The following is a 25,725-nucleotide window of genomic DNA, read 5'->3' as shown; positions in this document are numbered from 1 at the left end:
TTGTCGTCAATCCCGCCTTCGGGTTCCACCCGACCAAAAAACGCGGTCGGGGTCGATTGTCAAACATGGTCTGAACGGTCCTGGGAGAGGCCGCCCGGTCCTGGAGGGACCGGGCGACCGGCCCGTCAGACCTCTTCGACGCTGCTCGGCTCCCGCCGGGACAGGTCGATACCGAGTTCTTCCGCGGCGCGGAAGACGTCCTCGTCGGTGTCACGCATCTCGATGGACATGCCGTCCGAGGACAGCACCTCCACGTTGAGGCAGAGCGACTGCATTTCCTTGATGAGCACCTTGAAGGACTCGGGGATGCCCGGCTCGGGGATGTTCTCGCCCTTGACGATGGCCTCGTAGACCTTCACGCGGCCGAGCACGTCGTCGGACTTGATGGTCAGCAGCTCCTGGAGGGCGTAAGCGGCGCCGTACGCCTCCAGCGCCCACACCTCCATCTCACCGAATCGCTGGCCACCGAACTGCGCCTTACCACCCAGCGGCTGCTGGGTGATCATCGAGTACGGACCGGTGGAGCGGGCGTGCAGCTTGTCGTCCACCAGGTGGTGCAGCTTGAGGATGTACATGTAGCCGATCGAGATCGGCTCAGGGAACGGCTCGCCGGAGCGGCCGTCGAACATCCGCGCCTTGCCGGACGGCAGGACCATGCGGTCGCCGTCGCGGTTCGGGATGGTGGACTCGAACAGACCGCGGATCTCGTCCTCGCGGGCGCCGTCGAAGACCGGGGTCGCGACATTGGTGCCGGCGGCGACGACGTCCGCGTCGATCGCCTGGAGGCGACGCGCCCACTCCTCGCCGATACCGGAGACGTCCCAGCCCTGCTTGGCGAGCCAGCCGAGGTGGATCTCCAGCACCTGTCCCGGGTTCATGCGGGACGGGACGCCGAGCGGGTTGAGGATGATGTCGACCGGGGTGCCGTCCTCGGTGAACGGCATGTCCTCGACCGGCAGGATCTTCGAGATGACGCCCTTGTTGCCGTGACGGCCGGCGAGCTTGTCGCCGTCGGTGATCTTCCGCTTCTGCGCCACGTACACGCGCACGAGCTGGTTGACACCGGGCGGCAGTTCGTCGCCCTCCTCGCGGTCGAAGACCCGGACGCCGATGACCTTGCCGGTCTCGCCGTGCGGCACCTTCAGCGAGGTGTCACGGACCTCACGGGCCTTCTCGCCGAAGATCGCGCGCAGCAGGCGCTCCTCCGGGGTCAGCTCGGTCTCGCCCTTGGGCGTGACCTTGCCGACCAGGATGTCGCCGGCGACGACGTCGGCGCCGATCCGGATGATCCCGCGCTCGTCGAGGTCCGCGAGGACCTCCTCGGAGACGTTGGGGATGTCCCGGGTGATCTCCTCCGGGCCGAGCTTGGTGTCACGGGCGTCGACCTCGTGCTCCTCGATGTGGATCGAGGAGAGGACGTCGTCCTGGACCAGCCGCTGGCTGAGGATGATCGCGTCTTCGTAGTTGTGGCCCTCCCAGGGCATGAACGCCACCAGGAGGTTCTTGCCGAGGGCCATCTCGCCCTCGTCGGTCGAGGGACCGTCGGCGAGCACCTGGCCGACGACGACCCGGTCGCCCTCGTTGACGACGACCTTCTGGTTGAAGGACGTGCCCTGGTTGGAGCGGGAGAACTTCGCGACGCGGTACGTGGTGTACGTGCCGTCGTCGTTGGTGATGGTGACGTAGTCGGCGGAGACCTCCTGGACCACACCGTCCTTGTCCGCCTTGATGACGTCACCGGCGTCGACCGCGCAGCGGTACTCCATGCCGGTGCCGACCAGCGGCGCCTCCGCCTTGATCAGCGGCACGGCCTGGCGCATCATGTTCGATCCCATGAGCGCGCGGTTGGCGTCGTCGTGCTCCAGGAACGGGATCATCGCGGTCGCGACCGACACCATCTGGCGCGGCGAGACGTCCATGTAGTCGACGTCGTCGCCGGGGATGTAGTCGATCTCGCCGCCGCGGCGGCGGACCAGCACGCGGGACTCGGCGAACCGCAGGTCCTCGGTGAGCGGCGCGTTGGCCTGCGCGATGACGAAGCGGTCTTCCTCGTCCGCGGTCAGGTAGTCGACGTCGTCGGTGACGACGCCCTCGACCACCTTGCGGTACGGGGTCTCGACGAAGCCGAACGCGTTGACCCGGCCGTAGGAGGCGAGCGAGCCGATCAGGCCGATGTTCGGGCCTTCGGGGGTCTCGATCGGGCACATGCGGCCGTAGTGCGACGGGTGCACGTCGCGGACCTCGAAGCCGGCCCGCTCACGGGACAGACCGCCGGGGCCCAGCGCTGACAGGCGGCGCTTGTGGGTCAGGCCGGACAGCGGGTTCGTCTGGTCCATGAACTGGGAGAGCTGGCTGGTGCCGAAGAACTCCTTGATGGAGGCGACGACCGGCCGGATGTTGATCAGGGTCTGCGGCGTGATCGCCTCGACGTCCTGGGTCGTCATCCGCTCGCGGACCACGCGCTCCATACGGGCCAGGCCGGTACGGACCTGGTTCTGGATCAGCTCGCCCACGTTGCGCAGGCGGCGGTTGCCGAAGTGGTCGATGTCGTCGACCTCGACGACCATCGAGGAGCCGTTCTCCCCGGTGGTCTCGGTCTCACCGGCGTGCAGCTTCACCAGGTACTTGATGGTGGCGATGATGTCGTCGGTGGTGAGCACACCGGCGTCCAGGGGCGCGTCGCTGCCGAGCTTCTTGTTCACCTTGTAGCGGCCGACCTTCGCGAGGTCGTAGCGCTTGGGGTTGAAGTAGAGGTTCTCCAGCAGGGTCTGCGCGGCCTCCTTGGTCGGCGGCTCGCCCGGACGCAGCTTGCGGTAGATGTCGAGCAGCGCGTCGTCCTGGCCCTGGGTGTGGTCCTTCTCCAGGGTGGCGCGCATCGACTCGTAGTCGCCGAACTCGTCCAGGATCTGCTCGGTGCTCCAGCCGAGCGCCTTGAGCAGGACGGTGACCGACTGCTTGCGCTTGCGGTCGATGCGGACACCGACCATGTCGCGCTTGTCGATCTCCATCTCCAGCCAGGCACCCCGGGACGGGATGATCTTGGCGGAGAAGATGTCCTTGTCGGACGTCTTGTCGATCTGGCTGTCGAAGTAGACACCCGGCGAGCGCACGAGCTGCGAGACGACGACACGCTCGGTGCCGTTGATGCAGAAGGTGCCCTTGTTGGTCATCAGCGGGAAGTCACCCATGAAGACCGTCTGGGACTTGATCTCGCCGGTCTCGTTGTTGGTGAACTCGGCGGTGACGAAGAGCGGGGCGCCGTACGTGAAGTCGCGCTCCTTGCACTCGTCCAGCGAGTTCTTCGGAGGCTCGAATCGGTGGTCACGGAAAGTGAGCGACATCGACCCGGAGAAGTCCTCGATCGGCGAGATCTCCTCGAAGATCTCCTCCAGACCCGACTTCCTGGGGACGTCCTGCCCACTGTCCAGGGCCGCCTCGACACGGGCCTTCCACGCGGCGTTGCCGAGCAGCCAGTCAAAGCTCTCGGTCTGGAGCGCGAGGAGGTTCGGAACTTCGAGCGGTTCACGGATCTTCGCGAAAGAGATGCGCAGCGGGGCGGTGCTTGCGCCGTTGTTCGAATTGGTGGTCGAGGCGTTGCGCGAGGCGGCCAAGAGGGGGTCCTTCCGAGGGCTCGGACTCACTACGCGCATACCGGTCCGCCCCTGAGCGTAAGAAGAAAGCCCTGATGGCGGACTTCTTCAGCAGTGCTCAGACGTGGGCATGCTCCTGGTGACGGGCCAGGCAGCAGCTAACAGGCAGCGCAAAGGGTCAGTGTAGCCACTCGGCACACTGATGTCCAGAGCAGAGATTCGGAGTACCGAATCATCGCCCCCTCGTCCGTCCTGCGGATCCCGCCTCGGAACCGGATCCGCGCCTGCGCCATGCATTCCCGCATCTCCCCCGATCCATGCATCCAACCCGGATCGAAGTGTCGACGCGTCCTGAGAATTGCGCGCCGCGTGCGGTTCGTCAAGGCCCTGGCCTGGCAGAGATGCTCACAGCCCCGCGCCCGGCCCCCCTGCCGGATGGCTCCCGGAGCAGGTCCCGTGCGGGAACGATCACCTTATCCGGACGGTGGCACCGCCCCGCCACAAGGACGCGGGAACGCCGTAGGGCGGCCACCCGGATGGGTGACCGCCCTACGGCTGTCCGGCCCTGTGCGGGCCGTACGGGGACTGCTGGGTGCCGCTCGGTGTTACTTGACCTCGACCGAGGCGCCGGCGGCCTTGAGGGACTCGGCGGCCTTGTCGGCGGCAGCCTTGTCGACCTTCTCCAGGACGGGCTTCGGGGCGCCGTCCACGAGGTCCTTGGCCTCCTTCAGGCCGAGCGAGGTCAGCTCACGCACGACCTTGATGACCTGGATCTTCTTGTCACCGGCGGCGGTGAGGACGACGTCGAACTCGTCCTGCTCCGGGGCGGCGTCCGCGACGGCGGCCGGACCGGCGACACCGGCGGCGGCGACGGGGGCGGCGGCGGTGACGTCGAACTTCTCCTCGAAGGCCTTCACGAACTCGGAGAGCTCGATGAGGGTGAGGGTCTCGAACTGCTCGAGCAGCTCGGCCTGGCTGAGCTTCGCCATGATGGCGGTCCTTCCACTAATTCGGCTGGTGCCGGTTGTCGATGTCGGCGGGCGTACTCGGAGCCCGCTGGACTGCGGGAGTGGTTACTCCGCAGCCTCGGCGGGAGCCGGCGTACCGGCACCGCCCTGCTCTGCCTGCTCGGCCTGCTTGGCACGAAGCGCCTCCGCGGTGCGGACGAACTTCGAGGGCAGCGCCTGGAAGAGCGCGGCAGTCTGCGACTGCTTGGCCTTCATGGCGCCCGCCAGCTTGGCGAGCAGAACCTCGCGGGACTCGAGGTCCGCGAGCTTCTTGATCTCGTCGGCGGACAGCGCCTTGCCGTCAAGGACACCGCCCTTGATGACGAGAGCGGGGTTGTCCTTGGCGAAGTCGCGCAGACCCTTCGCCGCCTCGACCGGGTCACCGGCGACGAAGGCGACGGCCGACGGACCCGCGAACAGGTCGTCGAGCGTGCTGATCCCGGCCTCGTTGGCCGCGATCTTGGTCAGCGTGTTCTTCACCACGGCGTACGTGACGTTCTCACCGAGCGAACGGCGCAGCGTCTTGAGCTGCGCCACGGTGAGACCGCGGTACTCGGTCAGCACAGCGGCGTTCGAGGAGCGGAACTGATCCGTCAACTCGGCAACCGCGGCAGCCTTATCGGGCCTCGCCATGAGTCTCGGCCTCCTTCCGGGTGATTGCGGACCGCACGGAATTGAAGGAGGGGACTTGGCAAAAACGAACGCCCCGGCGCAGGCGCACGGGGCGTGACTCGACGGAATCGACTTCCGCTCGGCGGAAATCTCTTCCGGAGTTCATCCACGATCACCTGCGCGGGCCATCCGCAGCTAGCGGATCCTTCGGCCGCCACGCCCTTTTCGGGGCACGGCAACGACCAGCGGTCTTTGGCTTCTCGGGAAGCGTACGGGACGGGTCCTGACAACACCAAATCCGGCCCCCGTGCGGTGTGCACGGAGGCCGGACTTCGGATGGTGCCGCACGCCTTACGCGTGGCCCCGCGTCGTCATCAGACGGACGCCGGGTCCTCCTCGACGAGGAGGTTGCGGGTGCGGTTGGGGTCGACCTGGATGCCGGGGCCCATGGTGGTGCTCACGGCGGCCTTCTTGATGTAACGACCCTTGGCGGCGGACGGCTTGAGACGCAGGATCTCGTCCAGGGCCGCCGCGTAGTTCTCCACCAGCTTGGTCTCGTCGAAGGAGACCTTGCCGATGATGAAGTGCAGGTTCGAGTGCTTGTCGACGCGGAACTCGATCTTGCCGCCCTTGATGTCCGTGACAGCCTTCGCCACGTCCGGGGTGACCGTACCGGTCTTCGGGTTCGGCATCAGGCCACGGGGACCGAGCACGCGGCCCAGACGGCCGACCTTGCCCATGAGGTCCGGGGTGGCGACGACGGCGTCGAAGTCCAGACGGCCCTTCGACACCTCGTCGATCAGTTCGTCGGAGCCGACGATGTCGGCTCCCGCGGCTTCCGCGGCCGCAGCACGGTCACCGGTCGCGAAGACCAGGACCCGGGCGGTCTTGCCGGTGCCGTGCGGAAGGTTCACGGTGCCACGGACCATCTGGTCGGCCTTGCGCGGGTCGACACCCAGGCGGAAGGCGACCTCGACGGTCGAGTCGAACTTGGTGGTCGCGGTGTCCTTGGCGATCCGGACGGCCTCGAGCGGGGCGTACAGGCGCTCCGCGTCGATCTTGCCGTCGGCAGCGCGAAGGGACTTGCTGCGCTTGCTCACTTACTGCTCCTGTTGGTGAAGGGGAGTCGTGGTACGGGCCGAGCAGGCCCTGCCACAGATGAACCGGCGGGGCGTCAGCCCTCGCCTCTGTCGCTCGGGCGTCAGCCCTCGACCGTGATGCCCATGGAGCGGGCGGTGCCGGCGATGATCTTCTCGGCGGCGTCCAGGTCGTTCGCGTTCAGGTCGGGGAGCTTCGTCGTGGCGATGTCCCGAACCTGGTCGCGGGTGAGCTTGGCGACCTTCTTGACGTGCGGCTCGCCGGAGCCCTTCTCGACACCCGCGGCCTTGAGGATCAGCTTGGCCGCCGGCGGCGTCTTGGTGATGAAGGTGAAGGAACGGTCGTCGTAGACCGTGATCTCCACCGGGATCACCATGCCGCGCTGCGACTCGGTCGCCGCGTTGTAGGCCTTGCAGAACTCCATGATGTTCACGCCGTGCTGGCCCAGCGCGGGGCCGACCGGCGGCGCCGGGTTGGCCGCGCCGGCGTTGATCTGGAGCTTGATCAGCCCCGTGATCTTCTTCTTCTTGGGAGGCATTGCTCTCTCCGGGTCCTGTTGAGAGTGTTCGTGCCTGCGTACAGGCATACCGCACCACTTTAGCGGGTATTGGCCCGCATCCTGAAACCGGCCGGTGGCCGGGGGACACAGCGACCCCCGGCCGACGGAAATCCGTCGAACGGGGGCCGCTGGAAAAGTCTCAGTTCTTCTGGATCTGGTCGAAGCTCAGCTCGACCGGGGTCTCGCGGCCGAAGATCTCGACCAGGCCCTTGACCTTCTTCGAGTCGGCGTTGATCTCGTTGATCGTCGCCTGGAGCGTCGCGAAGGGGCCGTCGGTGACGGTGACCGAGTCGCCGACCTCGAAGTCCAGCACCTGGACCTCGACCTTGCGCGGCTGGGCGGTGCCCTCGGCGATGGCGGCGGCCTCGGCCGCGGCCTCCACCTCCGGGGCGAGCATCTTCACGATCTCGTCGAGGGTCAGCGGGTACGGGTCGTACGCGTTGCCGACGAAGCCGGTGACACCGGGGGTGTTGCGGACGACGCCCCACGACTCGTTCGTCAGGTCCATGCGCACCAGCACGTAGCCGGGGAGCTTGTTCTGCCGAATGGTCTTGCGGTCGCCGTTCTTGATCTGGACGACTTCTTCCTGGGGCACTTCGGCCTGGTAGATGTAGTCCTCGACGTTGAGCGAGACGGCGCGCTGCTCCAGGTTGGACTTCACGCGGTTCTCGTAACCGGCGTAGGTGTGGATCACGTACCACTCGCCGGGCAGGGTGCGAAGCTCCTCGCGGAAGGCGGCGACCGCGTCCACGACCGGCTCGGACACGGCGGCCTCGCCGTCGTCCTCGTCCGCTTCGTCCTCAGCCGCTTCGTCCTCAGCGGCGACCGCCACGTCCTCGTCGGACTCGTCGTCCGCCTCGTCGTCGTCCGCCTCGTCCGTGGCGGCCTCGGCGGCTTCCTCGTCCTCGTCCTCGTGGACGGCGGCCTGCTCGGCGGCTTCGCCGGCGTTCAGGTCGGCAGCCTCGGCCTGGTCGATCTCGCCGTCGGCGGCCTCGACGATGTCGAGCGCGGTGTCGTCGCCCTCAACGGTTTCGTCGGCGTCGTACACGTTCGGGTCAGACACGGTGACTGCTTCTTCCTGACTTCAAGGGGTGGAACATGCGGACAGGCGCCCGTGGACCGGCGCCCACCGCGGGATCAGCCGAAGACGTACGAGACGAGCTTCGAGAATCCCCAGTCAACCACGCTGACGAGACCGATGACGACGACAACGAAGACAATCACCACTGTGGTGTAGGTGATCAGGTCGTTGCGGCTCGGCCAGACGACCTTGCGGAGTTCCGCGACGATCTGGCGGTAGAAGAGCGCCAGCCGACCGAGGGGGCCCTTCTTGCCGCGCTTGCCGCCGCGGCGGGGCTTCCGACTCTCGTCGTCCTCAGACGTGTCAGGCTCAGGGGCCTCGATGGAGTCCGTGATCTCAGTCACTACGTCCTCACCTGACTCCGGGTCGTGGCCGTGTCGCGCCCGTCGCGCGGTACGGCGAGTGCTTTACCTGCCCACGTCCGTCGGGTGACGTGTGGAGCAGGGTCGGAGGGACTCGAACCCACAACCGCTGGTTTTGGAGACCAGTGCTCTACCAATTGAGCTACGACCCTTTGCGACTCCCCCAACGTACCGCAGCATTGCAGAACCGCGGTGCCGGTGGGAAGGCCATCGACGGATGAGTGTACGTGTTTCGCGGCCCTCCGTCGAACGCCTTGCGTCCGATCAGGTTCCGGCCGCGTTCCGTTGACGTTTTGACGCGGTGTCGATGGGGTGCCGGTGGGGTGCCGAGGAGGTTCCGGCGGGGTGCCGGCGAGATTCCGGCGAGGCGCTGGTCAGGTGCCGGTCGGGTGCCGACGGGGCCGCGGACCCCCGGCGCGCACCGGGTGTGTTCACAGTCCGGACAGGTCCGCAAACCTGGGTGCCGGGCCTCCCCCGCGTCTGGGACCATGCAGTCATGAGCGCAGCTACTCCCCCCGTACAGTCTCCCACCGACCGTCGGGTGTCGGCCCGCGTCGGGTCGATCTCCGAGTCCGCGACGCTGGCCGTCGACGCCAAGGCCAAGGCCCTCAAGGCCGCCGGGCGCCCGGTCATCGGATTCGGCGCGGGAGAGCCCGATTTCCCGACGCCCGGCTACATCGTCGAAGCCGCGGTGGAGGCGTGCCGCAACCCGAAGTACCACCGCTACACCCCGGCCGGCGGTCTGCCCGAGCTGAAGACGGCGATCGCCGCCAAGACGCTCCGCGACTCCGGCTACGAGGTCGAGCCGTCGCAGGTGCTGGTCACCAACGGCGGCAAGCAGGCCATCTACGAGGCGTTCGCCGCGATCCTCGACCCGGGTGACGAGGTCATCGTGCCCGCCCCGTACTGGACCACCTACCCCGAGTCGATCCGGCTCGCGGGCGGCGTGCCGGTCGAGGTCGTCGCGGACGAGACCACCGGTTACCGGGTCTCGGTCGAGCAGCTCGAAGCGGCCCGCACCGAGCGCACCAAGGTCGTGCTGTTCGTCTCGCCGTCCAACCCCACCGGCGCCGTGTACAGCGCCGCCGACACCGAGGCGATCGGCCGCTGGGCCGTCGAGCACGGCCTGTGGGTGCTGACCGACGAGATCTACGAGCACCTGGTGTACGGCGACGCGACGTTCACCTCGCTGCCGACGGCCGTGCCCGAGCTGCGCGACAAGTGCATCGTGGTCAACGGCGTGGCGAAGACGTACGCCATGACCGGCTGGCGGGTCGGGTGGATCATCGGCCCGAAGGACGTGGTCAAGGCCGCGACGAACCTCCAGTCGCACGCCACCTCGAACGTCTCCAACGTCGCGCAGGTCGCCGCGCTGGCCGCCGTCTCGGGGAACCTGGACGCGGTCGCCGAGATGCGGACCGCCTTCGACCGCCGCCGCCGCACCATCGTGCGGATGCTCAACGAGATCGACGGCGTCGTCTGCCCGACGCCCGAGGGCGCGTTCTACGTCTACCCGTCGGTGAAGGCGCTGCTCGGCAAGGAGATCCGCGGCAAGCGCCCGGCCGACTCCGTCGAGCTGGCCGCGCTGATCCTGGACGAGGCCGAGGTCGCGGTCGTGCCTGGTGAGGCCTTCGGCACCCCGGGCTACCTGCGGCTTTCGTACGCGCTCGGCGACGAGGACCTGGAAGAGGGCGTCTCGCGGCTCCAGAAGCTGCTGGGCGAGGCGAAGGACTGAGCCCCTTCGGACGCTGCGGCGATCCGTTTTTGCATTCGGGCAAGCCCCCGTTCGGAGAAAGTGGTACCGGACGGGGGCTGTCGTATAGCAGGATCTTGGAATGGCACGCGAGGTCCGTCAGCTCCCCAAGGCACATCTGCATCTGCACTTCACCGGCTCCATGCGCCCCGGCACGCTCCTGGAACTGGCCGACCGGCACGGCGTGCACCTCCCCGAGGCGCTGACCTCGGGCGAACCCCCCAAACTCCGGGCCACCGACGAGCGCGGCTGGTTCCGCTTCCAGCGGCTGTACGACATCGCCCGCTCCTGCCTGCGCACCCCGGAGGACATCCAGCGGCTGGTCCGCGAGGCCGCCGAGGAGGACGCGGCGGACGGCTCCGGCTGGCTGGAGATCCAGGTCGACCCGACCTCGTACGCGCCGCGGCTCGGCGGGCTGATCCCCACGATGGAGATCGTCCTGGACGCCGTGCACACCGCCTCGCGGGACACCGGGGTCGGCATGGCCGTGGTCGTCGCCGCCAACCGCATGAAGCACCCGCTGGACGCCCGTACGCTGGCCCGGCTCGCCGTCCGGTACGCCGACCGCGGCGTGGTCGGCTTCGGGCTCTCCAACGACGAACGGCGCGGTCTGGCACGGGACTTCGACCGCGCCTTCGCCATCGCCCGCGACGGCGGCCTGCTCGCGGCCCCGCACGGCGGGGAGCTGGCGGGGCCCTCCAGCGTCCGCGACTGCGTCGACGACCTGTACGCGGGCCGTATCGGGCACGGGGTGCGCGCCGCCGAGGACCCGCGGCTGCTGCGCCGCCTCGCCGAGAAGGGCATCACCTGCGAGGTCTGCCCCGCCTCCAACGTCGCGCTCGGCGTGTACGAGAAGGCCGAGGACGTACCGCTGCGCACCCTGTACGAGGCGGGCGTGCCGATGGCGCTCGGCGCCGACGACCCGCTGCTCTTCGGCTCCCGGCTCGCCGCCCAGTACGAGATCGCCCGCGCCTCGCACGACTTCACCGACGCCGAACTGGCCGAGCTGGCCCGGCAGTCCGTACGGGGCTCCCGCGCGCCGGAGGACGTACGCCGGCGGCTGCTGGCGGGGATCGCCGAGTGGGAGGCGACACCGGAGGGGGCCGGGGGCTCTCGTGAGGGGGTGGGCTCTCCCGAGGGGGCGGTGGGCTCCGCCGAGGGTGCGGTGGGCTCTGCCGAGAGGGTCGTCGGGTCTACAGGCTGACGCCCACCAGGACCGGCTCGTTGACCAGCGTCACGCCGAACGCCGCGTGGACGCCGTCGCGTACCTCGCGGGCCAGCGCCAGCAGATCCTCGGCGGTCGCGCCGCCGCGGTTGGTCAGCGCCAGCGTGTGCTTGGTGGAGATCCGCGCCGGGCCGCTGCCGTACCCCTTGGTGAACCCCGCCTTGTCGATCAGCCAGGCCGCCGAGAGCTTGGTGAGGCCCTGACCGGCCTCACCTGCCGGGTACGACGGCGGCGCCGTGTCCTGGCCGAGCCGCTCCTTCGCCCGCTCCAGGAACGCGGCGTGCTCCGGGGCGGTCAGGATCGGGTTGGTGAAGAAGGAGCCCGCAGACCAGGTGTCGTGGTCGGCCTCGTCCAGCACCATGCCCTTGCCCGCGCGCAGCGCCAGCACCGTCTCCCGCGCCTTTTCCAGGGGCACCCGGTCGCCGGGTTCCACGCCCAGGGCGCGTGCCGTCTCCGCGTACTTCACCGGGGCGGAGAGCCCGCCCGCGTCCTCCAGTCCGAAGCGGACGCGCAGCACGACGTAGCGGTGCGGCTCCGCCTTGAAGCGGCTGTGGCGGTACGAGAAGGCGCACGCGTCGTTCGCCAGCGTCACCGTCTCGCGGGTCCGGCGGTCGTACGCGACGACCTCGGTGATCGTCGTCGACACCTCTTGGCCGTAGGCGCCGACGTTCTGGATCGGCGTCGCCCCCGCCGAGCCGGGGATGCCCGCCAGGCACTCGATTCCGGCCAGGCCGGCGGCGACGGTCCGCGCCACGACGTCGCTCCAGGTCTCGCCCGCGGCGACCTCAAGCGAGGTGCCGTCGAGGGTCACGCCGCGGGTGGCGATCCGTAGCGCCGTTCCCTCGAAGCCGCGGTCGCCGACGACGAGGTTGCTGCCGCCGCCGACGATCAGGAGGGGGTCGCCGGTGGTGTCCGCCGCGGCGACGGCGGCGATGACGTCGGCGTCCGAGGCCGCCGTGATCAGGCGGTGCGCGGGGCCGCCTACGCGGAAGGTTGTCAACGGGGCCAGCGGCGCCTTCTCCATTACGTCCACCCCCTCACCCTAGGGGCCCGCCGCCTCCCTTCTTTTCCCGGCCCGCTTGCGTGGGGGGGCGTCTTTGCCCACCCGCCCACCCGTGCGGGTGCTTTCTTCGTCTGCGGGTGCCGCTTGTGCCTGGTCGGTCCCGGCCCGGGGCACCTCCTCGGGCGACGAACCTGCGGCCACCTGCGCCTGCTTCTGCCCCTGCCCGTTCGTCCCCCTGCGGGGGCACCCCGCACCGACCCCTCCCCGCCCGTCGGCGCCCGCCTGTCCGCTGTAGCTGAGGATGGAGGGGTGGCAGGGCGTACGGGCCCTGCGCAACTCCCCCCCCGGCCAATCCGAAAGGACCGCCCCCCCAGAAGTGAAGGCCCCGAGCCCCCCGCCCGCCAACCAACCAAAGGCCCCCCACTCCCCACGCCCCGCCACCCGCACCCGTACCAAAAGGGCCGCCCCCACCCCCACCACAAACACCACCCGCACCCGTACCGAACGAGCCAGTGCCACCGCCCCCCACCCCGCACCCCTCGCCCACGGCGAACCGTCACCCGCAGCCGTACCGGAGGAGCGGAAACCCACCCACCCCCCTCCGCCCACCCCACGGCGAACCGTCACCCGCAGACGGGCCGGAGGGCCCGGAACCCACCCACCCCCCTCCGCCCACCCCACGGCGAACCGCACCGCTAGCCCCCCACCCACGGCGAACCGCCCCCACCCCCTCCCCCCACCCACCACGAACCGTCACTCGCAGACGGGCCGGAGGGGACGGGGCGGGGTGCCCCCGCAGATTTGCGTGCCGACAGGGCGGGGACGAATGGGAAAGGAGCAGGCAGCACGCAGCTCGAGGAGGTGCCCCGGCCCGGGACCGACACCAGGGACAGGGCGGTGGAAGAAAGGGCTGACCCCCGCACCCAAAAAGCCGGGCACGGGGGTCAAGAGGGCCAGGACGGCCAGGAAAGGGCTAGGCGGTGGGCTGGAGGTCGCGGGGGGAGGAGGACGGGGTGGAGTCGAGGGAGGTGGGAGAGGGACGGCGGGGAAGGAGGAGGGCCGCGACCGTGGCGACACCGAGCACGGCGGCACCAACCCACAGCGCAGGCGTCAACCCGTCGACAAAGGCGTCAGCCGACCCGTACCCGCCCTGCGCGGAAAAGATCGAGCCCAGCACCGCGATCCCCAGCGCTCCCCCCACCTCACGCAGCGCGTTGTTGGCCCCCGAGGCGATCCCCTGCTCCGCCCCCCGCACACTCCCCATCACCAACGCCGTGGCCGGCGCCACGAACAGCGCCATCCCGGCCCCGCTGATGATCAGCGCGGGAAGCTGCGCCAGATAGGAGACGTCCGGCGAGATGATCGTCGCGAACCACCCGAGCCCGATCGCCTGAAGGGCGAGCCCGGCCGCGACCACCGGCCGCCCCCCGATCCGGTCGGAGACAATCCCGGCGATCGGCGCGACGATCATCGGCATACCGGTCCACGGCAGCATGCGCAGCCCGGCCTCGGTCGGCGAGTAGCCGACGACGTTCTGCAGGAACTGGCTGAGCAGGAAGATCGACCCGAACATCCCGGTGAACATCAGCATGCTGGCCGCGTTGATGGCCGAGAACCCGCGGCTGCGGAACAGCCGCATCGGCAGCATGGCGTTCGGCGAGGTCGCCCCGTGCCGGATGAAGGCCGCGACGAGCGCCGCGCCGCCGATGAGCCCGCCGAGCACCGGCCCGCTGGTCCACCCCTTGGTCGTGGCGTTGACCAGCGCGTAGACGACGCCGAACAGCCCGAGGCTGATGAGCGCGGTGCCGCGCGGGTCGAGCCGGGCGCCGGGCGCGGTGGACTCGTTGAGGCGCAGCCGGGCCAGCGGGATGAGGGCGATGCCGAGCGGAACGTTCAGCCAGAAGATCCACTGCCAGGAGATGTGTTCGGTCAGGCTGCCGCCGATGAGCGGCCCGCTGGCGACGGCGAGGCCGTTGACGGCGCCCCAGATCCCGAACGCGGCGCCTCGCCGCTCGGCAGGCACCGCCGCGGTGAGCAGCGTCAGCGTGAGCGGCATCATGATCGCGGCGCCGACGCCCTGGAGCGCGCGGAAGGCGATGAGCATGGAGATGGTGGGCGCGAGGGCCGCCGCGGCGGAGGCGCCGGTGAAGATCGTGAGGCCGGTGAGGAAGAGCTTGCGGCGGCCGAAGCGGTCGCCCAGCGCCGCGCCGAACATCAGCAGGACGGCGAAGGTGAGCGTGTAGGCGTTGACCGTCCATTCGAGGTCGGACAGCGCCCCGCCGAGGTCCTTGCGGATGGACGGCAGCGCGGTGGTGACCACGAGATTGTCGAGGGCCGCCATGAATCCGGCGACGCTGGTGATGATCAGAGCCCAGGCGGCGGTGCCTGGCCTGCGGCCTTCTGCTGCTTGCTGGGTCATGACTCCCCCTGTGGAGTGCGTACTGCGACGGCTTCGAGCCGTACGGTTAGTTATGGATGACTAACTTCAGCGGACAGAAAAAACCGATGGCTCCGCGCCCCGAAAGGCGCGGCGCCTCACTCGGGACGGGCCGTCTCGTACAGCCCTTCCCAGATGCGGTGGTCGGCCGGGAAGCCCAGCGACACCAGGGTGTTGATCAACATTCCGTAGGCGAGGAACTGCGTGGTCTGCTCGACGTCCGCGCCCAGCTCCAGATGCAGGGTCTCCCACAGCGCCTCCCACCCCTCACGGATGGAACGGCCGAATTCGTGGTCCCCGGACGCCTCGGCGGCGGCGACCGCGACATACATCTGCATCTGCATCAGCAGCCGCTCGGGGTCGTCGGAGATCAGCGTCTGATACGCGTTCCCCATCGCCTTGAGCTTGCCCTCGTGGTCCGTCTCGTCCTCGGCCACATCGGCGAAGACCTGGCGCGTCGATTCCAGGCAGTAGGTGGCCGCCGCCAGGAACATGGCCTCCTTGTTCGGGAAGAGGCGGAAGAGATACGGCTGCGAGACGCCCACCCGGCGGGCGATCGTCTCGGTGGACGTGCCGTTGTAGCCGCCGCGGGCGAATTCGCTCATCGCCGCGCGGATGACGCTCTCGCGCCTCTCCTCTGCGCTCATCCTGACCATACGAGTAAGTTAGTGGTCCATAACTAACCTGTCAACCGCGATACGGGAGACACGGGCAAACGTAAGGGGCACCCACCTGGATGGGCACCCCTTACCTGCGCTTCTACGTCTCAGGCGAGCCGGACCACGGCGCGGGACATGCCCAGCACCTTCTGGCCCGCGGACGTCGCGGTGAGGTCGACCCGCACCCGCTGGTCATCCAGTTTGGCGGCGACCTTCGCGGTCACCTCGATGAGCGCGCCCTGCTCGTCGTTGGGCACGACGACGGGCTTGGTGAACCGTACGCCGTACTCGACGACCGCCCCCGGGTCGCCGGCCCAGTCCGTGACGACCCGGATCGCCGAGGCCATGGTGAACATGCCGTGCGCGATGACGTCGGGCAGGCCGACCTCGCGGGCGAACTTCTCGTTCCAGTGGATCGGGTTGAAGTCACCGGAGGCGCCCGCGTACTGCACGAGCGTGGCGCGGCTCACAGGGAAGGTCCGCGCGGGCAGTTCGGTGCCGACCTCGACGTCCGCGTAACCGATCGTCGCCGTCATGCCGCGCCCTCCCCGTTCGCCGAAGCGTTCCCCGAGCCGTTCCCGCTGCCGCCGCGCGGGTCGTCCTCCGCCGCGCGGGCGACCAGCTTCGTCCAGGCGGTCACCACGTGCTCGCCGGACTCGTCGTGGACCTCGCCGCGGATGTCGATGATGTCGTTGCCCGCCAGGGACTTGATCGCCTCGATGGTGGAGGTGACCGAGAGCCGGTCACCGGCCATGACCGGGCGCGTGTACGCGAACTTCTGGTCGCCGTGCACGACCCGGCTGTAGTCGAGGCCCAGCTCCGGGTCCTGGACGACCTGGCCGGCGGCCTTGAAGGTGATCGAGAAGGCGAAGGTCGGCGGGGCGATCACATCGCGGTGCCCGAGCGCCTTGGCCGCGTCCGCGTCCATATACGCCGGGTTGGTGTCCCCGACCGCCTCGGCGAATTCGCGGATCTTCTCCCGGCCCACCTCATAGGCGGCGGTGGGCGGATAACTCCGCCCCACGAAGGACTGGTCCAGAGCCATCGGCACCTCCGGTGCGGGAAGCGGGCGGGATCGGGGGCAGCGTACGACATACGTACGGAAGTCGTACGGGCGCGGGGGGTCGCTAGCGGTGGCGTAACGGTTCAGCTGATCCGTACGGCTCCCACCGGCCAATACGTCGAGGCCGCCCCCGGTGACGGGGACGGCCTCGCGGTACTGCTACGGCCTGGAGTCAGCGCGTTTCGCGGTGCGCGGTGTGCGCGTTGCAACGCGGGCAGTGCTTCTTCATCTCAAGACGGTCCGGGTCGTTGCGCCGGTTCTTCTTGGTGATGTAGTTCCGCTCCTTGCACTCCACGCAGGCCAGCGTGATCTTCGGGCGGACGTCTGTGGCGGCCACGTGAGTGCTCCTTGACGAACGGGGGTGATTTGAACATGAGAATAGTAGCCGACTGAGGGACCGATCCCACAATCGGCTACGGTGAGTAGCGGCGACCGGACTTGAACCGGTGACACAGCGATTATGAGCCGCTTGCTCTACCGACTGAGCTACGCCGCTTTGACGAACTGGTCCCCGCCTGGCGGCGGGGAACCGATCCATCTGAGCCCCAATACGGAATCGAACCGTAGACCTTCTCCTTACCATGGAGACGCTCTACCGACTGAGCTATTGGGGCGAGCGAGGAAGACATTACACGGTCCGCCGCGATACGTGAAATCCGTATCGGGCAGGGCACATCGGGCGTCGCGGGGCGTCACGCCCACCCCCTGATCAGGACGTGATCACCTCCCGGCCGCCGCGCGCCGGGTGGCCGACGGGCCCCGTACGAGGGCCTGTTCGCACCGCCGCGACCGCCGGACAGGAGGGCCTGTTCGCACCGCCGCCACGAGGGTCCGCCCGCGCCGCCGCGACCGCCCGCGCCGCCGCGACCGCCCGGGCCGCGCCTGCCAGGAGCCGTACCCGCCCTCGCTCTCCGCGCGGAACCGCGTCCGCCCGCTCCCGCGAATCGCGCGCCGGCGCGTACGAGTTCCGGGCGCACCGGAACGCGAGCGCGTCCGCTCCCCCGCGCGGCGCCGGCCGTACCGTGTGCCCCGTCTCACGACCCCCACCGGTACGACTAATGCCCTCCTGTCAGGTGTGTGCCGTGCTGACCCCTAAGCTCGGCTTTGCGTGATCTTGCCTCCCGCCGCCCGCCCTGCACGCACCGGAGGAGCGCGATGACCGACAGCCCTCGCGACAGTGCCCGCACCGCCGCAGAAACCGCCACCCTGCTGCTGTGCGGCGCCCGGCTGACCGACGGCCGGACCGTGGACGTACGGCTCAGCGGCCCCCGGATCGAGGCCGTGGGCACCGCCGGCAGCCTCGCGCCCGCCGCGGGCCGTACCGCCGACGGGTCACGCCGTCCGGCCGACGGCACCCGTATCGACCTGCGCGGATATCTGCTGCTGCCCGCGCCCGCCGAGCCGCACGCCCACCTCGACCTGGCGCTGACCGCGGGCGCCGCGGGGCCGCCGTCCGACGACCCCGCCGATGTGCAGCGGCGCGCCACCGAGGCCGCGCTGCTCCAACTCGGCCACGGCGCCACCGCTTTGCGCAGCCATGTGCGGATCGGCGACGTCCAGGGGTTGCAGGCGCTCGAAGCCGTGCTCCAGGCGCGGCGGGCGCTACGCGGGCTCGTCGACCTGCACACCGTCGCCGTACCGCGGCTGCTGACCGGCGCGGCGGGCGCGGACGGGCTCGCGATGCTGCGCGACGCGCTGAAGATGGGCGCCGCGGTGGTCGGCGGCTGCCCCGATCTGGACCCGGACCCGAGCGGGTACGCCGAGGCCGTGTTCTCGCTCGCCGCCGAGTTCGGGCTCCCGGTCGACCTGCACACCGCCGCCGACGACCCGGCCCGGCTGGCCCGGCTCGCCGCGATGGCGGGCGGTCTGCGGCCGGGCGTCACCCTCGGCCCGTGCCACGGTCTCAGCGCGCTGCCGCCCGAGGCGATCGACTCCGCCGCGCAGCGGCTGGCCGCCGCCGGGATCTCGGTCACCGCGCTCCCCCAGGGCGGCTGCGGCGCGCTGGACTCCGTACGCCGCGGCGGCGGTCCGCACACCCCGGTCCGCCGACTGCGCGCGGCGGGCGTCCGGGTCACGGCGGGCAGCGGGGCGCTGGGCGACCTGGCCAATCCGGTCGGCCGCGGCGATCCGCTGGAGGCCGCCTTCCTGCTCGCCTCCTACGGCGAGTGCGGCGCGGCGCAGGCGTACGCGGCGGTCAGCGGCCGGGCGCGGGCCGTGCTCGGGCTGCCGGAGGTACGGGTCGAGGCCGGTTTCCCGGCCGAGCTGCTGGCGGTGCGCGGGGAGGGGGTCGAGGCGGTGCTCTCCCTGGCGTACAGCCGGATCGTCATCCACCGGGGCCGGGTGGTCTCGCGGACGAGCGCGGTGCGCGAATACTGCGACTCGGCGAGCGAGGCCGCGCTCGACCTCCCGCGTCAGTCGCACCGCGAGGCGTAGCGTCACGTCCATGCGCATGGTGATCGCTGGTGGACATGGACAGATCGCGTTGCGGCTTGAGCGGTTGCTCGCCGAGCGCGGTGACAGTGTGGTCGGGCTGATCCGTAACCCGGCCCAGGCCGACGACTTGCGGGCGGCGGGCGCCGAGCCGGTCGTCCTGGACCTCGAATCGGCGACGGTCGCGGAGGTGGCCGCCGTCCTGGAGGGCGCCGAGGCGGCCGTCTTCGCGGCGGGCGCGGGTGCGGGCAGCGGGGCCGCCCGCAAGCACACCGTCGACCACGCGGCGGCCGTGCTCTTCGCCGACGCGGCCGAACAGGCGGGCGTACGGCGCTATCTGGTGGTCTCCTCGATGGGCGCCGACGCCCGGGCGAGCGGGGACGACCCCGTCTTCACCGAGTACCTGCGCGCCAAGGGCGCGGCCGACGACGACATCCGCGCGCGTACGGACCTGGACTGGACGATCGTGCGCCCCGGCGCCCTGACCAACGACCCGGGCACCGGCCGCGTCCGCCTCGCCACCTCCACCGGCCGCGGCTCCATCCCCCGCGACGACGTCGCCGCCGTCCTGGCCGGCCTCCTGCTGACCCCCTCGACCGCCGGCCTCACCCTCGAACTCGTCTCTGGCACCGACACCATCCCCGAAGCCCTCCGCACCGCCGCCCTCCCCTAACCCCTCCCCCTCCCCCGCACACACACCAAAACGGCCCCCCTCCCTGCTCTCCAGCAGGCCGGGGGGCCGTTCTCATCATGTGGCGGCACGTGGATTCGAACCACGGTAGGCATAGCCGACGGATTTACAGTGCGCCGATTTCACCCCATCCGAGCAGCAGTTTTGGTTTCAGGAGGCCCCGTTGGGACACACACGGGGGATGATCATGGAATTGGCGTTGGTACGGCCTCAGCGGACAAACCTGCCTCCCGCTGACATGAGCTGGCTCCGCTGAAACCTCCTCCGCCCCACCCGTGCAATCCCCTCTGCATGGCCCGAACAGTCGGTCCTGCATCCATCTCGCCGCCGGAAAACCAGCAGTCGGGAGAGCAGTCCGGCGGCGGTAAAGTACCCAAAGGCGCAGCTCTGAGGCCGTTTGAGACTCTGTCGCGCCTAGGCGGCATGACAGAAATGCGTTGCCAGGCATCATGCCGCCCTCCTACAATCTCTCGTTGTCGGCACTTCAATCGGCGTTCGTCAGGGAGGCGCGAGTGACGGCCATAGGTGAGGCTGCGGAACGGCCACTGCCAGAGTGGGACAGCCCGGAGATTGAGGCGCTGTTTTCGAGCCGGGAGACGGCCGAAGCATGCCGCTTCTTGCTGCAGCGCCGCGACGATCCGCCGACCATGGATGAGTGGGTCGAGCGCTCTCGTGACGTTTTCGGGAAGGGCAACGTACAAGCCCAGCGCCGCCTACGGGAGGTCCGTGACCACTTCACAGTGACTTCCTACCGGCGGGAAGGAGACGGGAAGTGGGTCTACCGGCTCGACGCGTGGAGTGAGACGCCGGCCAGCGACTCAGGGAGGATCAGCCCGCGGCTTCAGGCAGAGGTTTTCACCGTGAAAGGGCGTTTCTGCGCGATGTGCGGTGCCGGGCCGCAGGATGCCCGGCTCCAGATCGATCACATCGTTCCGCGGTCCTGGGGCGGGGAGACGGAGCTGGACAATCTGGAACCGCTCTGCCAGCCGCACAACAACGGCAAGCGCGCCTTCTTCAAGTCTCTGGCCCCCTACAGAGAGGCGTTCGGACAGGCCATCTACCGCACCAACCCCTGGGAACGGATCGGAGAGCTCCTCAAGGCCTTCGCGAGCAGAGGGGAGGCAACCCCAGTGGAGCTCATCCACATCGTGGCGCGCGAGACGCACCGGGGAGACCCGATGAAGCGGCTGCGCGAACTGCGGTTCATCCTGGGGTGGGAGATCATTGCCCACCGGTTCAAGGAGAACGGCGTGACCTCGGTGACCTACGAGCTGCGCTCCTGGGAACCGTGGCCTCCCGAAGGAGCACCTGCCGCGGTCAAGGCATACGAGCGCGAGCGGAAGCGCCGCAAAGCAGCCGGCGACTAGCTGTCTGCATGCCTCACCGGATGGCGTCGAAGTTCTGCCCCCCGGCCGTTATATGCCGGGGGGCAGAACTTCGCCCGAGATGGCCACGTGCCTGCTATAGCCGGGGGAAGCTCTGCTGGAGCCAGTCACGCACCGAAGCGACGGTGGCCCTGCCGTGCTGCCGGAGTGCGTCCGCGATGTCGCGCCCGCAGACAAGCGCGATCGGGTGTCCGTCTTCCTGGACCTCGCTCTGTACCTGCCGGTTGAAGTAGGACGTGGTGACCAGCACGCCGAAATTGCGGTGACGGATTCGCGAGATCAGACGCGAGACCTCGCGGACTCCAACGCCGTTGCCCGGGCCGTAGCACTTGGCCTCAAGTGCGAAATCGATGCTGATCGGGTTTGCCGGAGCGCCGAGCACGTAGACGCCTACAGCGTCACGACCGCCGTCGCGGCTGGGCCGCGTCACATCGACTGCGCCAGTAGACGGGGCAATCAACCGCCAAACGGCCACTGCGCACGCCTCGAAGTCACTTTCCCTCCCGCGGAAGTGCTGCCGGATCTCATCCAGCACAGCCTGCCCTGTCTTGTCAGAAGGGAGCTGGTCCGCAGTGGAACGGATGGCAGTCGTGGCCGGCGCCAGCAGCGGCCGGTAGACACGACTCTGCACCCATGCCTTCCACGCCTCAGGGCACTCTCCTCCAAGCACATCGCCGCCTCCCAGGACGTGACCGATCCAACTGCGGGGGACCAGCTCGACATCCAGCACCGTGAAGCGCGAGCGGTAGTTCTGGAATCTCTTCCCCTCAGTTGACCGCCAGATCGCCGCCAGTTCGTCATCCGCGGTCAGAGTGGGTCCCCCCGGGGCAAGCAGGCCTCGGAAGCGCACCGCCCGCCCTTTGGCTCGGGCCTTCTCGAAGAGCAGGAAAGGCGGCACCTTGGCACCCCGGACCAGGGCCGTCCCGTGGGAGTGCTCGAAGGCATCCCGCAGGAGAACATTGCCCTTGCGCGGAGTCTCATGCAGGCCCTTGCCCGGCGTCTTGTTGTCGCCGTAGTAGGTGAATGTCCCTGTCCCGGTGTCCAGATAGTCAGGCCAGTCCACCTCTCCCCCGCTGGTGTACAGAACGACCAGCCGGACAGTCCCCTTGGCCGGCGAGCCGGCGTAGCGGAACCCACCCTGGTTACCAGTACCTGGCAGCAACTGAGCGAGCGCGTCGTCGCCGGAGTGCCCTGACGCTCCGCCGGCGTAGACAGCGTCCACCGCGAGATCAGAGTGCTTGAGCTGGTCGAAGGGGACGTCCTGGCCTGGTGTTTGCGGCGAGAGAGGCATACAAGTACTTCTACCAACCCAGGCTGACATTCATCAGAGTCGACCTGCGGTCGTCGCAAGAGGTTCGTAGCTCTTCAATCACAACTGCGCTGGCGCAGGGTTGGAAGGGCGACGCCAGTGTCAGATTCTCCAACTACGGTGGCGTAGTGGGCGAGCCGGTTGCGGCACTAATTCTGTGTCAAGTGGAGCACCTCGTCGGTACCGCTGAGGTGGTGCATGGACCTGAGGGAAAAGAGGCGCCGCGGTGCAGGACCCGGTGCCCGTCGCCACTTATTCAATCGAGAGCTGCCATGTACCGGCGCACTGTCGATCCATCCCTCAGTACTGCTCTGAGGCTGGACGAATCCATGATCCTCGTGACCGAGACGATTGTGTCGATCTGCAAGGTGCTCACTGCCACCAGCGACACACGTCCCTGGCAAGAGCGAATTCTGGGTCGGCGTAGTCATCCACCTGCAGTGGCGTGCGCATCACGCGACGATGCGCGCCAGCCGTACTTGCCCCGCGTGCCGGACCGTGCGGCCGTACGTGATCTCCACTCGGCACCGCTTGTGCGTCCCGTGCGTGCGGGAGGCCGACGATGCGGCCTGATCCCCGGTGCTGCCCGCGCACTCCCTAGTGCTACACGGCATGGGCCGAACGCCCCGTCGAGCAGCGCCGGCGCGCCCACCCGGCCGACCGGATCAAGGCCCGTGAGACGTAGCGCTGGCCGCCGCCGAATGCGGTTGGCCGGCCAGGCCAGTCTGGGTCGCGGCCCACACCGTCCCTGTCAGCGCCCTGGACGACCCGCTGTTGCTGCGGAAGGTGCTGACTGGCTTCACGCTCCGGCTCGACGGCAAGCAGGCGGCGGCATCGTCCAGGAAAGCGGGTACGGCGAGGTGTGGGCGCGGGCCCGGAAGCAGTCGTTCACGCCGGACCAACTGGCGTCGCCTCTCGGTGCCCGCCCGTATGACTTGCGCCACGCGTGTGTGTCGCTGTGGCTGAACTCCGGCGTCGACCCTGTCGAGGTCGCACGCCGCGCCGGCCACTCGGTCGCCGTGCTGCTCAAGGTCTACGCCAAGTGCCTGGACGGAGCCACCAGCATGGCGAACGACCGGATCGACGCCGCTCTGATGCGCTGGCGGTAGCTGATCAGGTGGGACGGCTACCGCTTCAGCGCCCGGTAGCGCTTCATGAGTGCGGTGATCCTGCCGGGGTCGGCCCCGCCGTTGAGTTCTGCCGTGAGGTCGTCCGGGCACAGCTCATAGAGGTCGCCCCACCAGCGTCGCCCCTTGTTGTCCCAGATGCGGTATCCACCCGGGACACCCCGCGCCACATACCGCCGCTTGCTCATGCGATGCCCCCCGTCAGCTCTCACCATTCCGGCACAGCAGTCGTCGAGAACGACTGAGGGGCCTGTGTCCAGCGAAGATGCTGGTCACAGGCCCCTCAGGCAGCGTGGCGGCACGTGGATTCGAACCACGGTAGGCAGAGCCGACGGATTTACAGTCCGTTCCCATTGGCCACTCGGGCATACCGCCATGGGATGAAGCCGCGGATCCGCTGGGTGCGGGGTGCCGTGGCGACGACGTAAACGATACCCGATCCGGAGGGGTGGTTCGCCACCGGATTGATCACCGCCTCCCCCTTGTGTCCGCACGCACCGGACACCGCTCCTTCCCCGCGGAGATCCACACGACAGGCCCTAGTCTTTGGGGATGGTGGTCCGGGGATCGGGCCGCGGATGTGATGGAAGACAGACAAGCGATACCCAAGGAGCCCACTGAAGATGGCCGACTCCAGTTTCGACATCGTCTCGAAGGTCGAGCGGCAGGAGGTCGACAACGCCCTCAACCAGGCCGCCAAGGAGATCTCGCAGCGGTACGACTTCAAGAACGTCGGGGCCTCGATCGCCTGGTCGGGCGAGAAGATCCTGATGGAGGCGAACTCCGAGGAGCGCGTCAAGGCGATCCTGGACGTCTTCGAGACCAAGCTGGTCAAGCGGGGAATCTCGCTGAAGGCGCTGGACGCGGGCGAGCCGCAGCTCTCCGGCAAGGAGTACAAGATCTTCGCCTCGATCGAGGAAGGCATCTCCCAGGAGAACGCCAAGAAGGTCGCGAAGATCATCAGGGACGAAGGTCCCAAGGGCGTCAAGGCCCAGGTCCAGGGCGAGGAGCTGCGCGTCAGCTCCAAGAGCCGTGACGACCTCCAGTCCGTCCAGGCCCTGCTCAAGGGCAAGGACCTCGACTTCGCCCTCCAGTTCGTCAACTACCGCTGATTCCACGCCGGGAGGCCGCGGCCCGCGTCGCGGCCCTCCCGCCGGTTTCCCCCGTGGACGCCGCATCCCTGTGGCCGCCCCCATCCCCGTGGCCGCCGAATCCCTGTGGCGCCCGCGCCCCCGGCGATAGGCTGCCTGGCCAAGACAGGCAACGGGGAACGGGGAAGTACCAGGCATGTCCGCCAAAGGAGATCTGACGATAAGTCTGATCGGGCTCAGCGACCTGGCGACGGGGCTGAGATCGGTCAAGACGCGGATGGACGACACCGGGCAGGTCGATCGCGCCCTCGGCAACGGGGAGTTGGGCTCGTCCAGGGCGCATGACGCGCTCGACGGTTTCATGCACGGCTGGAAGGACGGCCGTAAGGAGATCGACAGCGGTCTGGAGAGCGTCGCGAAGATGGCGCAGGCCGTCGTGGACGAGCTCACCAAGACCGACCAGGAGCTGAAGGACGCCCTGGCCAAGCACGAGGGCGGCGGTCAGCCGTGACCGTGTCCTCTTCCGCCCCCTCCGGCACGTCGCCGGTGCGCGGGGTGAACATCCTGGTGCCCAGCTCCTGGTACGAGTTCGACATCCATCCGGCCACGCGCGACGCGTCGATACGTGAGGTCGTACGCGAACGGGTGCGGGAACGGCCGGAGTTGGCCGACTCCAGGACGGCGCTCATCCGCACGCTGACCCGTACGGCCGACGAGGCATGGCAGACCGGGGTGCTGTACTTCGGCGCGCTGGCCGACCTGAGCGACGAGGCACCGCTGACGGCGAGCGTCACGATCGCGGTCCTGGAAGCCGACGACCGGGCGGACGGCACGGCGGACGGCGATCGGCCCGGCGGCGGGGCAGGAGGGGCAGGCGGGGCGGGCGGCAATCTGGCGGCGCTGGTGGCGGCGCTCAAGCCGGTCGCCGCGGGCCGCAGGCCGACCGACCCGTGGCGCCGGATCAAGCTGGCGGAGCTGCCGGACGCGGGTTCCGCCGCGCGCAGCGAGGGGATCGACGACATCGAGCTGCCGGACGACGACCGTACGGTCCGGATGGTGCTGATGCAGACCTTCGTACCGTTCCCCGGCGGCGACCCTCGGGTCGCGGTGATCAGCGGGGCGACCTCCCAACTCGCCCTCGCCGAGCCGATGCTGGAGCTGTTCGACGGCATCACCGAGACCTTCCGCTTCGTGTACGCCGACGACGACCCCTCCGCCGGGTCCGCCGAGAGGGTGAGCTGAG

General features: G+C 69.1%; 23 protein-coding genes, 4 tRNA genes and 1 pseudogene. 9 read left to right on the top strand and 19 right to left on the bottom strand.

Going from position 1 to position 25,725, the window contains the following annotated elements; genetic code table 11:
• Window positions 1–125: 125 nt before the first annotated feature.
• From rpoB to ACFZAM_RS29405, 8 genes are all read right to left on the bottom strand, one after another.
• Window positions 126–3,611, bottom strand: coding sequence for a DNA-directed RNA polymerase subunit beta (rpoB, locus tag ACFZAM_RS29440; RefSeq protein ID WP_355340250.1), 3,486 nt, complete (start codon window positions 3,609–3,611; stop codon window positions 126–128).
• A gap of 584 nt (window positions 3,612–4,195) precedes the next feature.
• Window positions 4,196–4,579: a 50S ribosomal protein L7/L12 gene (gene rplL / locus ACFZAM_RS29435; protein WP_355340253.1), complete on the bottom strand. Its 384-nt coding sequence runs from the start codon at window positions 4,577–4,579 to the stop codon at window positions 4,196–4,198.
• Between the two features lie 84 nt (window positions 4,580–4,663).
• Window positions 4,664–5,230, bottom strand: a complete 567-nt coding sequence (gene rplJ, locus ACFZAM_RS29430; protein WP_355340256.1) for a 50S ribosomal protein L10 — start codon at window positions 5,228–5,230, stop codon at window positions 4,664–4,666.
• Between the two features lie 353 nt (window positions 5,231–5,583).
• Complete coding sequence (rplA, locus tag ACFZAM_RS29425) at window positions 5,584–6,309, bottom strand: 50S ribosomal protein L1 (protein WP_355340259.1); 726 nt, start codon at window positions 6,307–6,309, stop codon at window positions 5,584–5,586.
• Window positions 6,310–6,410: 101 nt separating this feature from the next.
• Window positions 6,411–6,845, bottom strand: a complete 435-nt coding sequence (gene rplK, locus ACFZAM_RS29420) for a 50S ribosomal protein L11 (RefSeq protein ID WP_355340262.1) — start codon at window positions 6,843–6,845, stop codon at window positions 6,411–6,413.
• 160 nt (window positions 6,846–7,005) lie between these two features.
• Window positions 7,006–7,929, bottom strand: a complete 924-nt coding sequence (gene nusG, locus ACFZAM_RS29415; RefSeq protein WP_391050418.1) for a transcription termination/antitermination protein NusG — start codon at window positions 7,927–7,929, stop codon at window positions 7,006–7,008.
• A gap of 74 nt (window positions 7,930–8,003) precedes the next feature.
• A complete protein-coding gene (gene secE, locus ACFZAM_RS29410) occupies window positions 8,004–8,282 on the bottom strand; it encodes a preprotein translocase subunit SecE (RefSeq protein WP_391050448.1) in 279 nt (92 codons plus the stop codon).
• A gap of 106 nt (window positions 8,283–8,388) precedes the next feature.
• A tRNA-Trp gene (locus ACFZAM_RS29405) sits at window positions 8,389–8,461 on the bottom strand.
• Between the two features lie 344 nt (window positions 8,462–8,805).
• Between ACFZAM_RS29405 and ACFZAM_RS29400 the strand changes: the two genes are divergently transcribed.
• On the top strand, window positions 8,806–10,044 hold the full coding sequence (locus tag ACFZAM_RS29400; protein WP_355340268.1) for a pyridoxal phosphate-dependent aminotransferase: 1,239 nt from the start codon (window positions 8,806–8,808) through the stop codon (window positions 10,042–10,044).
• A gap of 100 nt (window positions 10,045–10,144) precedes the next feature.
• A complete protein-coding gene (locus ACFZAM_RS29395) occupies window positions 10,145–11,266 on the top strand; it encodes an adenosine deaminase (protein ID WP_391050417.1) in 1,122 nt (373 codons plus the stop codon).
• On the opposite strand, the gene ACFZAM_RS29390 is transcribed toward ACFZAM_RS29395, so the two are convergent.
• The 8 genes from ACFZAM_RS29390 to ACFZAM_RS29355 form a co-directional block, all read right to left on the bottom strand.
• Entirely contained in the window at window positions 11,256–12,311 is a 1,056-nt protein-coding gene (locus ACFZAM_RS29390) for a UDP-N-acetylmuramate dehydrogenase (RefSeq protein WP_391050447.1), read from the bottom strand. The genes ACFZAM_RS29395 and ACFZAM_RS29390 overlap by 11 nt on opposite strands.
• A gap of 952 nt (window positions 12,312–13,263) precedes the next feature.
• Window positions 13,264–14,709 carry an MFS transporter gene (locus ACFZAM_RS29385; RefSeq protein ID WP_355340274.1) on the bottom strand — a complete coding sequence of 482 codons (1,446 nt, stop codon included), beginning with the start codon at window positions 14,707–14,709 and terminating at the stop codon, window positions 13,264–13,266.
• A gap of 116 nt (window positions 14,710–14,825) precedes the next feature.
• Window positions 14,826–15,383 carry a helix-turn-helix domain-containing protein gene (locus tag ACFZAM_RS29380; RefSeq protein WP_355340277.1) on the bottom strand — a complete coding sequence of 186 codons (558 nt, stop codon included), beginning with the start codon at window positions 15,381–15,383 and terminating at the stop codon, window positions 14,826–14,828.
• Window positions 15,384–15,493: 110 nt separating this feature from the next.
• Window positions 15,494–15,922 (bottom strand): MaoC family dehydratase, encoded by a 429-nt coding sequence (locus ACFZAM_RS29375; protein WP_355340280.1) that lies wholly within the window; start codon window positions 15,920–15,922, stop codon window positions 15,494–15,496.
• Window positions 15,919–16,431: a MaoC family dehydratase N-terminal domain-containing protein gene (locus ACFZAM_RS29370; protein ID WP_391050416.1), complete on the bottom strand. Its 513-nt coding sequence runs from the start codon at window positions 16,429–16,431 to the stop codon at window positions 15,919–15,921. Before ACFZAM_RS29370 ends, ACFZAM_RS29375 begins: the two co-directional genes overlap by 4 nt.
• Window positions 16,432–16,621: 190 nt before the next feature.
• Window positions 16,622–16,786 (bottom strand): 50S ribosomal protein L33, encoded by a 165-nt coding sequence (gene rpmG / locus ACFZAM_RS29365; protein WP_004571794.1) that lies wholly within the window; start codon window positions 16,784–16,786, stop codon window positions 16,622–16,624.
• Between the two features lie 86 nt (window positions 16,787–16,872).
• Window positions 16,873–16,945 (bottom strand) — tRNA-Met (locus ACFZAM_RS29360).
• A gap of 45 nt (window positions 16,946–16,990) precedes the next feature.
• A tRNA-Thr gene (locus tag ACFZAM_RS29355) sits at window positions 16,991–17,063 on the bottom strand.
• A 541-nt stretch (window positions 17,064–17,604) separates the two neighbouring features.
• On the opposite strand from ACFZAM_RS29355, the gene ACFZAM_RS29350 reads away from it, so the two are divergent.
• The 3 genes from ACFZAM_RS29350 to ACFZAM_RS29340 all read left to right on the top strand — a co-directional run bounded on the left by ACFZAM_RS29350 (window position 17,605) and on the right by ACFZAM_RS29340 (window position 20,937).
• Window positions 17,605–18,882: an amidohydrolase family protein gene (locus ACFZAM_RS29350; RefSeq protein ID WP_391050415.1), complete on the top strand. Its 1,278-nt coding sequence runs from the start codon at window positions 17,605–17,607 to the stop codon at window positions 18,880–18,882.
• A 10-nt stretch (window positions 18,883–18,892) separates the two neighbouring features.
• On the top strand, window positions 18,893–19,552 hold the full coding sequence (locus ACFZAM_RS29345) for an NAD(P)H-binding protein (RefSeq protein ID WP_391050414.1): 660 nt from the start codon (window positions 18,893–18,895) through the stop codon (window positions 19,550–19,552).
• A gap of 491 nt (window positions 19,553–20,043) precedes the next feature.
• Window positions 20,044–20,937: an HNH endonuclease gene (locus ACFZAM_RS29340; protein ID WP_391050413.1), complete on the top strand. Its 894-nt coding sequence runs from the start codon at window positions 20,044–20,046 to the stop codon at window positions 20,935–20,937.
• 94 nt (window positions 20,938–21,031) lie between these two features.
• Here ACFZAM_RS29340 and ACFZAM_RS29335 read toward each other — a convergent pair whose 3' ends face one another.
• Complete coding sequence (locus ACFZAM_RS29335) at window positions 21,032–22,246, bottom strand: restriction endonuclease (RefSeq protein WP_391050412.1); 1,215 nt, start codon at window positions 22,244–22,246, stop codon at window positions 21,032–21,034.
• A gap of 833 nt (window positions 22,247–23,079) precedes the next feature.
• Between ACFZAM_RS29335 and ACFZAM_RS29330 the strand changes: the two are divergent.
• A pseudogene (locus ACFZAM_RS29330) lies at window positions 23,080–23,373 on the top strand (site-specific integrase); the annotation flags it as partial.
• Window positions 23,374–23,390: 17 nt separating this feature from the next.
• On the opposite strand, the gene ACFZAM_RS29325 reads toward ACFZAM_RS29330, so the two are convergent.
• Window positions 23,391–23,579, bottom strand: coding sequence for a hypothetical protein (locus tag ACFZAM_RS29325; protein WP_355340298.1), 189 nt, complete (start codon window positions 23,577–23,579; stop codon window positions 23,391–23,393).
• Between the two features lie 105 nt (window positions 23,580–23,684).
• Window positions 23,685–23,766, bottom strand: a tRNA-Tyr gene (locus ACFZAM_RS29320).
• Between the two features lie 248 nt (window positions 23,767–24,014).
• On the opposite strand from ACFZAM_RS29320, the gene ACFZAM_RS29315 reads away from it, so the two are divergent.
• From ACFZAM_RS29315 to ACFZAM_RS29305, 3 genes are all read left to right on the top strand, one after another.
• Entirely contained in the window at window positions 24,015–24,503 is a 489-nt protein-coding gene (locus ACFZAM_RS29315) for a YajQ family cyclic di-GMP-binding protein (RefSeq protein WP_188284013.1), read from the top strand.
• 175 nt (window positions 24,504–24,678) lie between these two features.
• Window positions 24,679–24,993: a hypothetical protein gene (locus ACFZAM_RS29310; protein WP_355340301.1), complete on the top strand. Its 315-nt coding sequence runs from the start codon at window positions 24,679–24,681 to the stop codon at window positions 24,991–24,993.
• Window positions 24,990–25,724: a hypothetical protein gene (locus ACFZAM_RS29305; RefSeq protein ID WP_391050411.1), complete on the top strand. Its 735-nt coding sequence runs from the start codon at window positions 24,990–24,992 to the stop codon at window positions 25,722–25,724. Before ACFZAM_RS29310 ends, ACFZAM_RS29305 begins: the two co-directional genes overlap by 4 nt.
• The last annotated feature ends 1 nt before the right edge of the window (window position 25,725 follow it).

It is taken from the genome of Streptomyces sp. NPDC008079 (assembly GCF_042957385.1).
GTDB lineage: Bacteria > Actinomycetota > Actinomycetes > Streptomycetales > Streptomycetaceae > Actinacidiphila.
The sequence above is the reverse complement of the archived record's forward strand: the minus strand, read 5'-3'. Positions and strand labels throughout refer to the sequence as shown.

Coding starts and splice junctions, on each gene's coding strand:
- ACFZAM_RS29400 (WP_355340268.1), top strand. CDS start 8,806: ATGAGCGCAGCTACTCCCCCCGTACAGTCTCCCACCGACCGTCGGGTG.
- rplJ (WP_355340256.1), bottom strand. CDS start 5,230: ATGGCGAGGCCCGATAAGGCTGCCGCGGTTGCCGAGTTGACGGATCAG.
- ACFZAM_RS29335 (WP_391050412.1), bottom strand. CDS start 22,246: ATGCCTCTCTCGCCGCAAACACCAGGCCAGGACGTCCCCTTCGACCAG.
- ACFZAM_RS29390 (WP_391050447.1), bottom strand. CDS start 12,311: ATGGAGAAGGCGCCGCTGGCCCCGTTGACAACCTTCCGCGTAGGCGGC.
- ACFZAM_RS29395 (WP_391050417.1), top strand. CDS start 10,145: ATGGCACGCGAGGTCCGTCAGCTCCCCAAGGCACATCTGCATCTGCAC.
- ACFZAM_RS29310 (WP_355340301.1), top strand. CDS start 24,679: ATGTCCGCCAAAGGAGATCTGACGATAAGTCTGATCGGGCTCAGCGAC.
- ACFZAM_RS29375 (WP_355340280.1), bottom strand. CDS start 15,922: ATGACGGCGACGATCGGTTACGCGGACGTCGAGGTCGGCACCGAACTG.
- ACFZAM_RS29370 (WP_391050416.1), bottom strand. CDS start 16,431: ATGGCTCTGGACCAGTCCTTCGTGGGGCGGAGTTATCCGCCCACCGCC.
- ACFZAM_RS29315 (WP_188284013.1), top strand. CDS start 24,015: ATGGCCGACTCCAGTTTCGACATCGTCTCGAAGGTCGAGCGGCAGGAG.
- rplK (WP_355340262.1), bottom strand. CDS start 6,845: ATGCCTCCCAAGAAGAAGAAGATCACGGGGCTGATCAAGCTCCAGATC.
- rplL (WP_355340253.1), bottom strand. CDS start 4,579: ATGGCGAAGCTCAGCCAGGCCGAGCTGCTCGAGCAGTTCGAGACCCTC.
- ACFZAM_RS29345 (WP_391050414.1), top strand. CDS start 18,893: ATGCGCATGGTGATCGCTGGTGGACATGGACAGATCGCGTTGCGGCTT.
- ACFZAM_RS29350 (WP_391050415.1), top strand. CDS start 17,605: ATGACCGACAGCCCTCGCGACAGTGCCCGCACCGCCGCAGAAACCGCC.
- ACFZAM_RS29385 (WP_355340274.1), bottom strand. CDS start 14,709: ATGACCCAGCAAGCAGCAGAAGGCCGCAGGCCAGGCACCGCCGCCTGG.
- ACFZAM_RS29325 (WP_355340298.1), bottom strand. CDS start 23,579: ATGAGCAAGCGGCGGTATGTGGCGCGGGGTGTCCCGGGTGGATACCGC.
- ACFZAM_RS29380 (WP_355340277.1), bottom strand. CDS start 15,383: ATGGTCAGGATGAGCGCAGAGGAGAGGCGCGAGAGCGTCATCCGCGCG.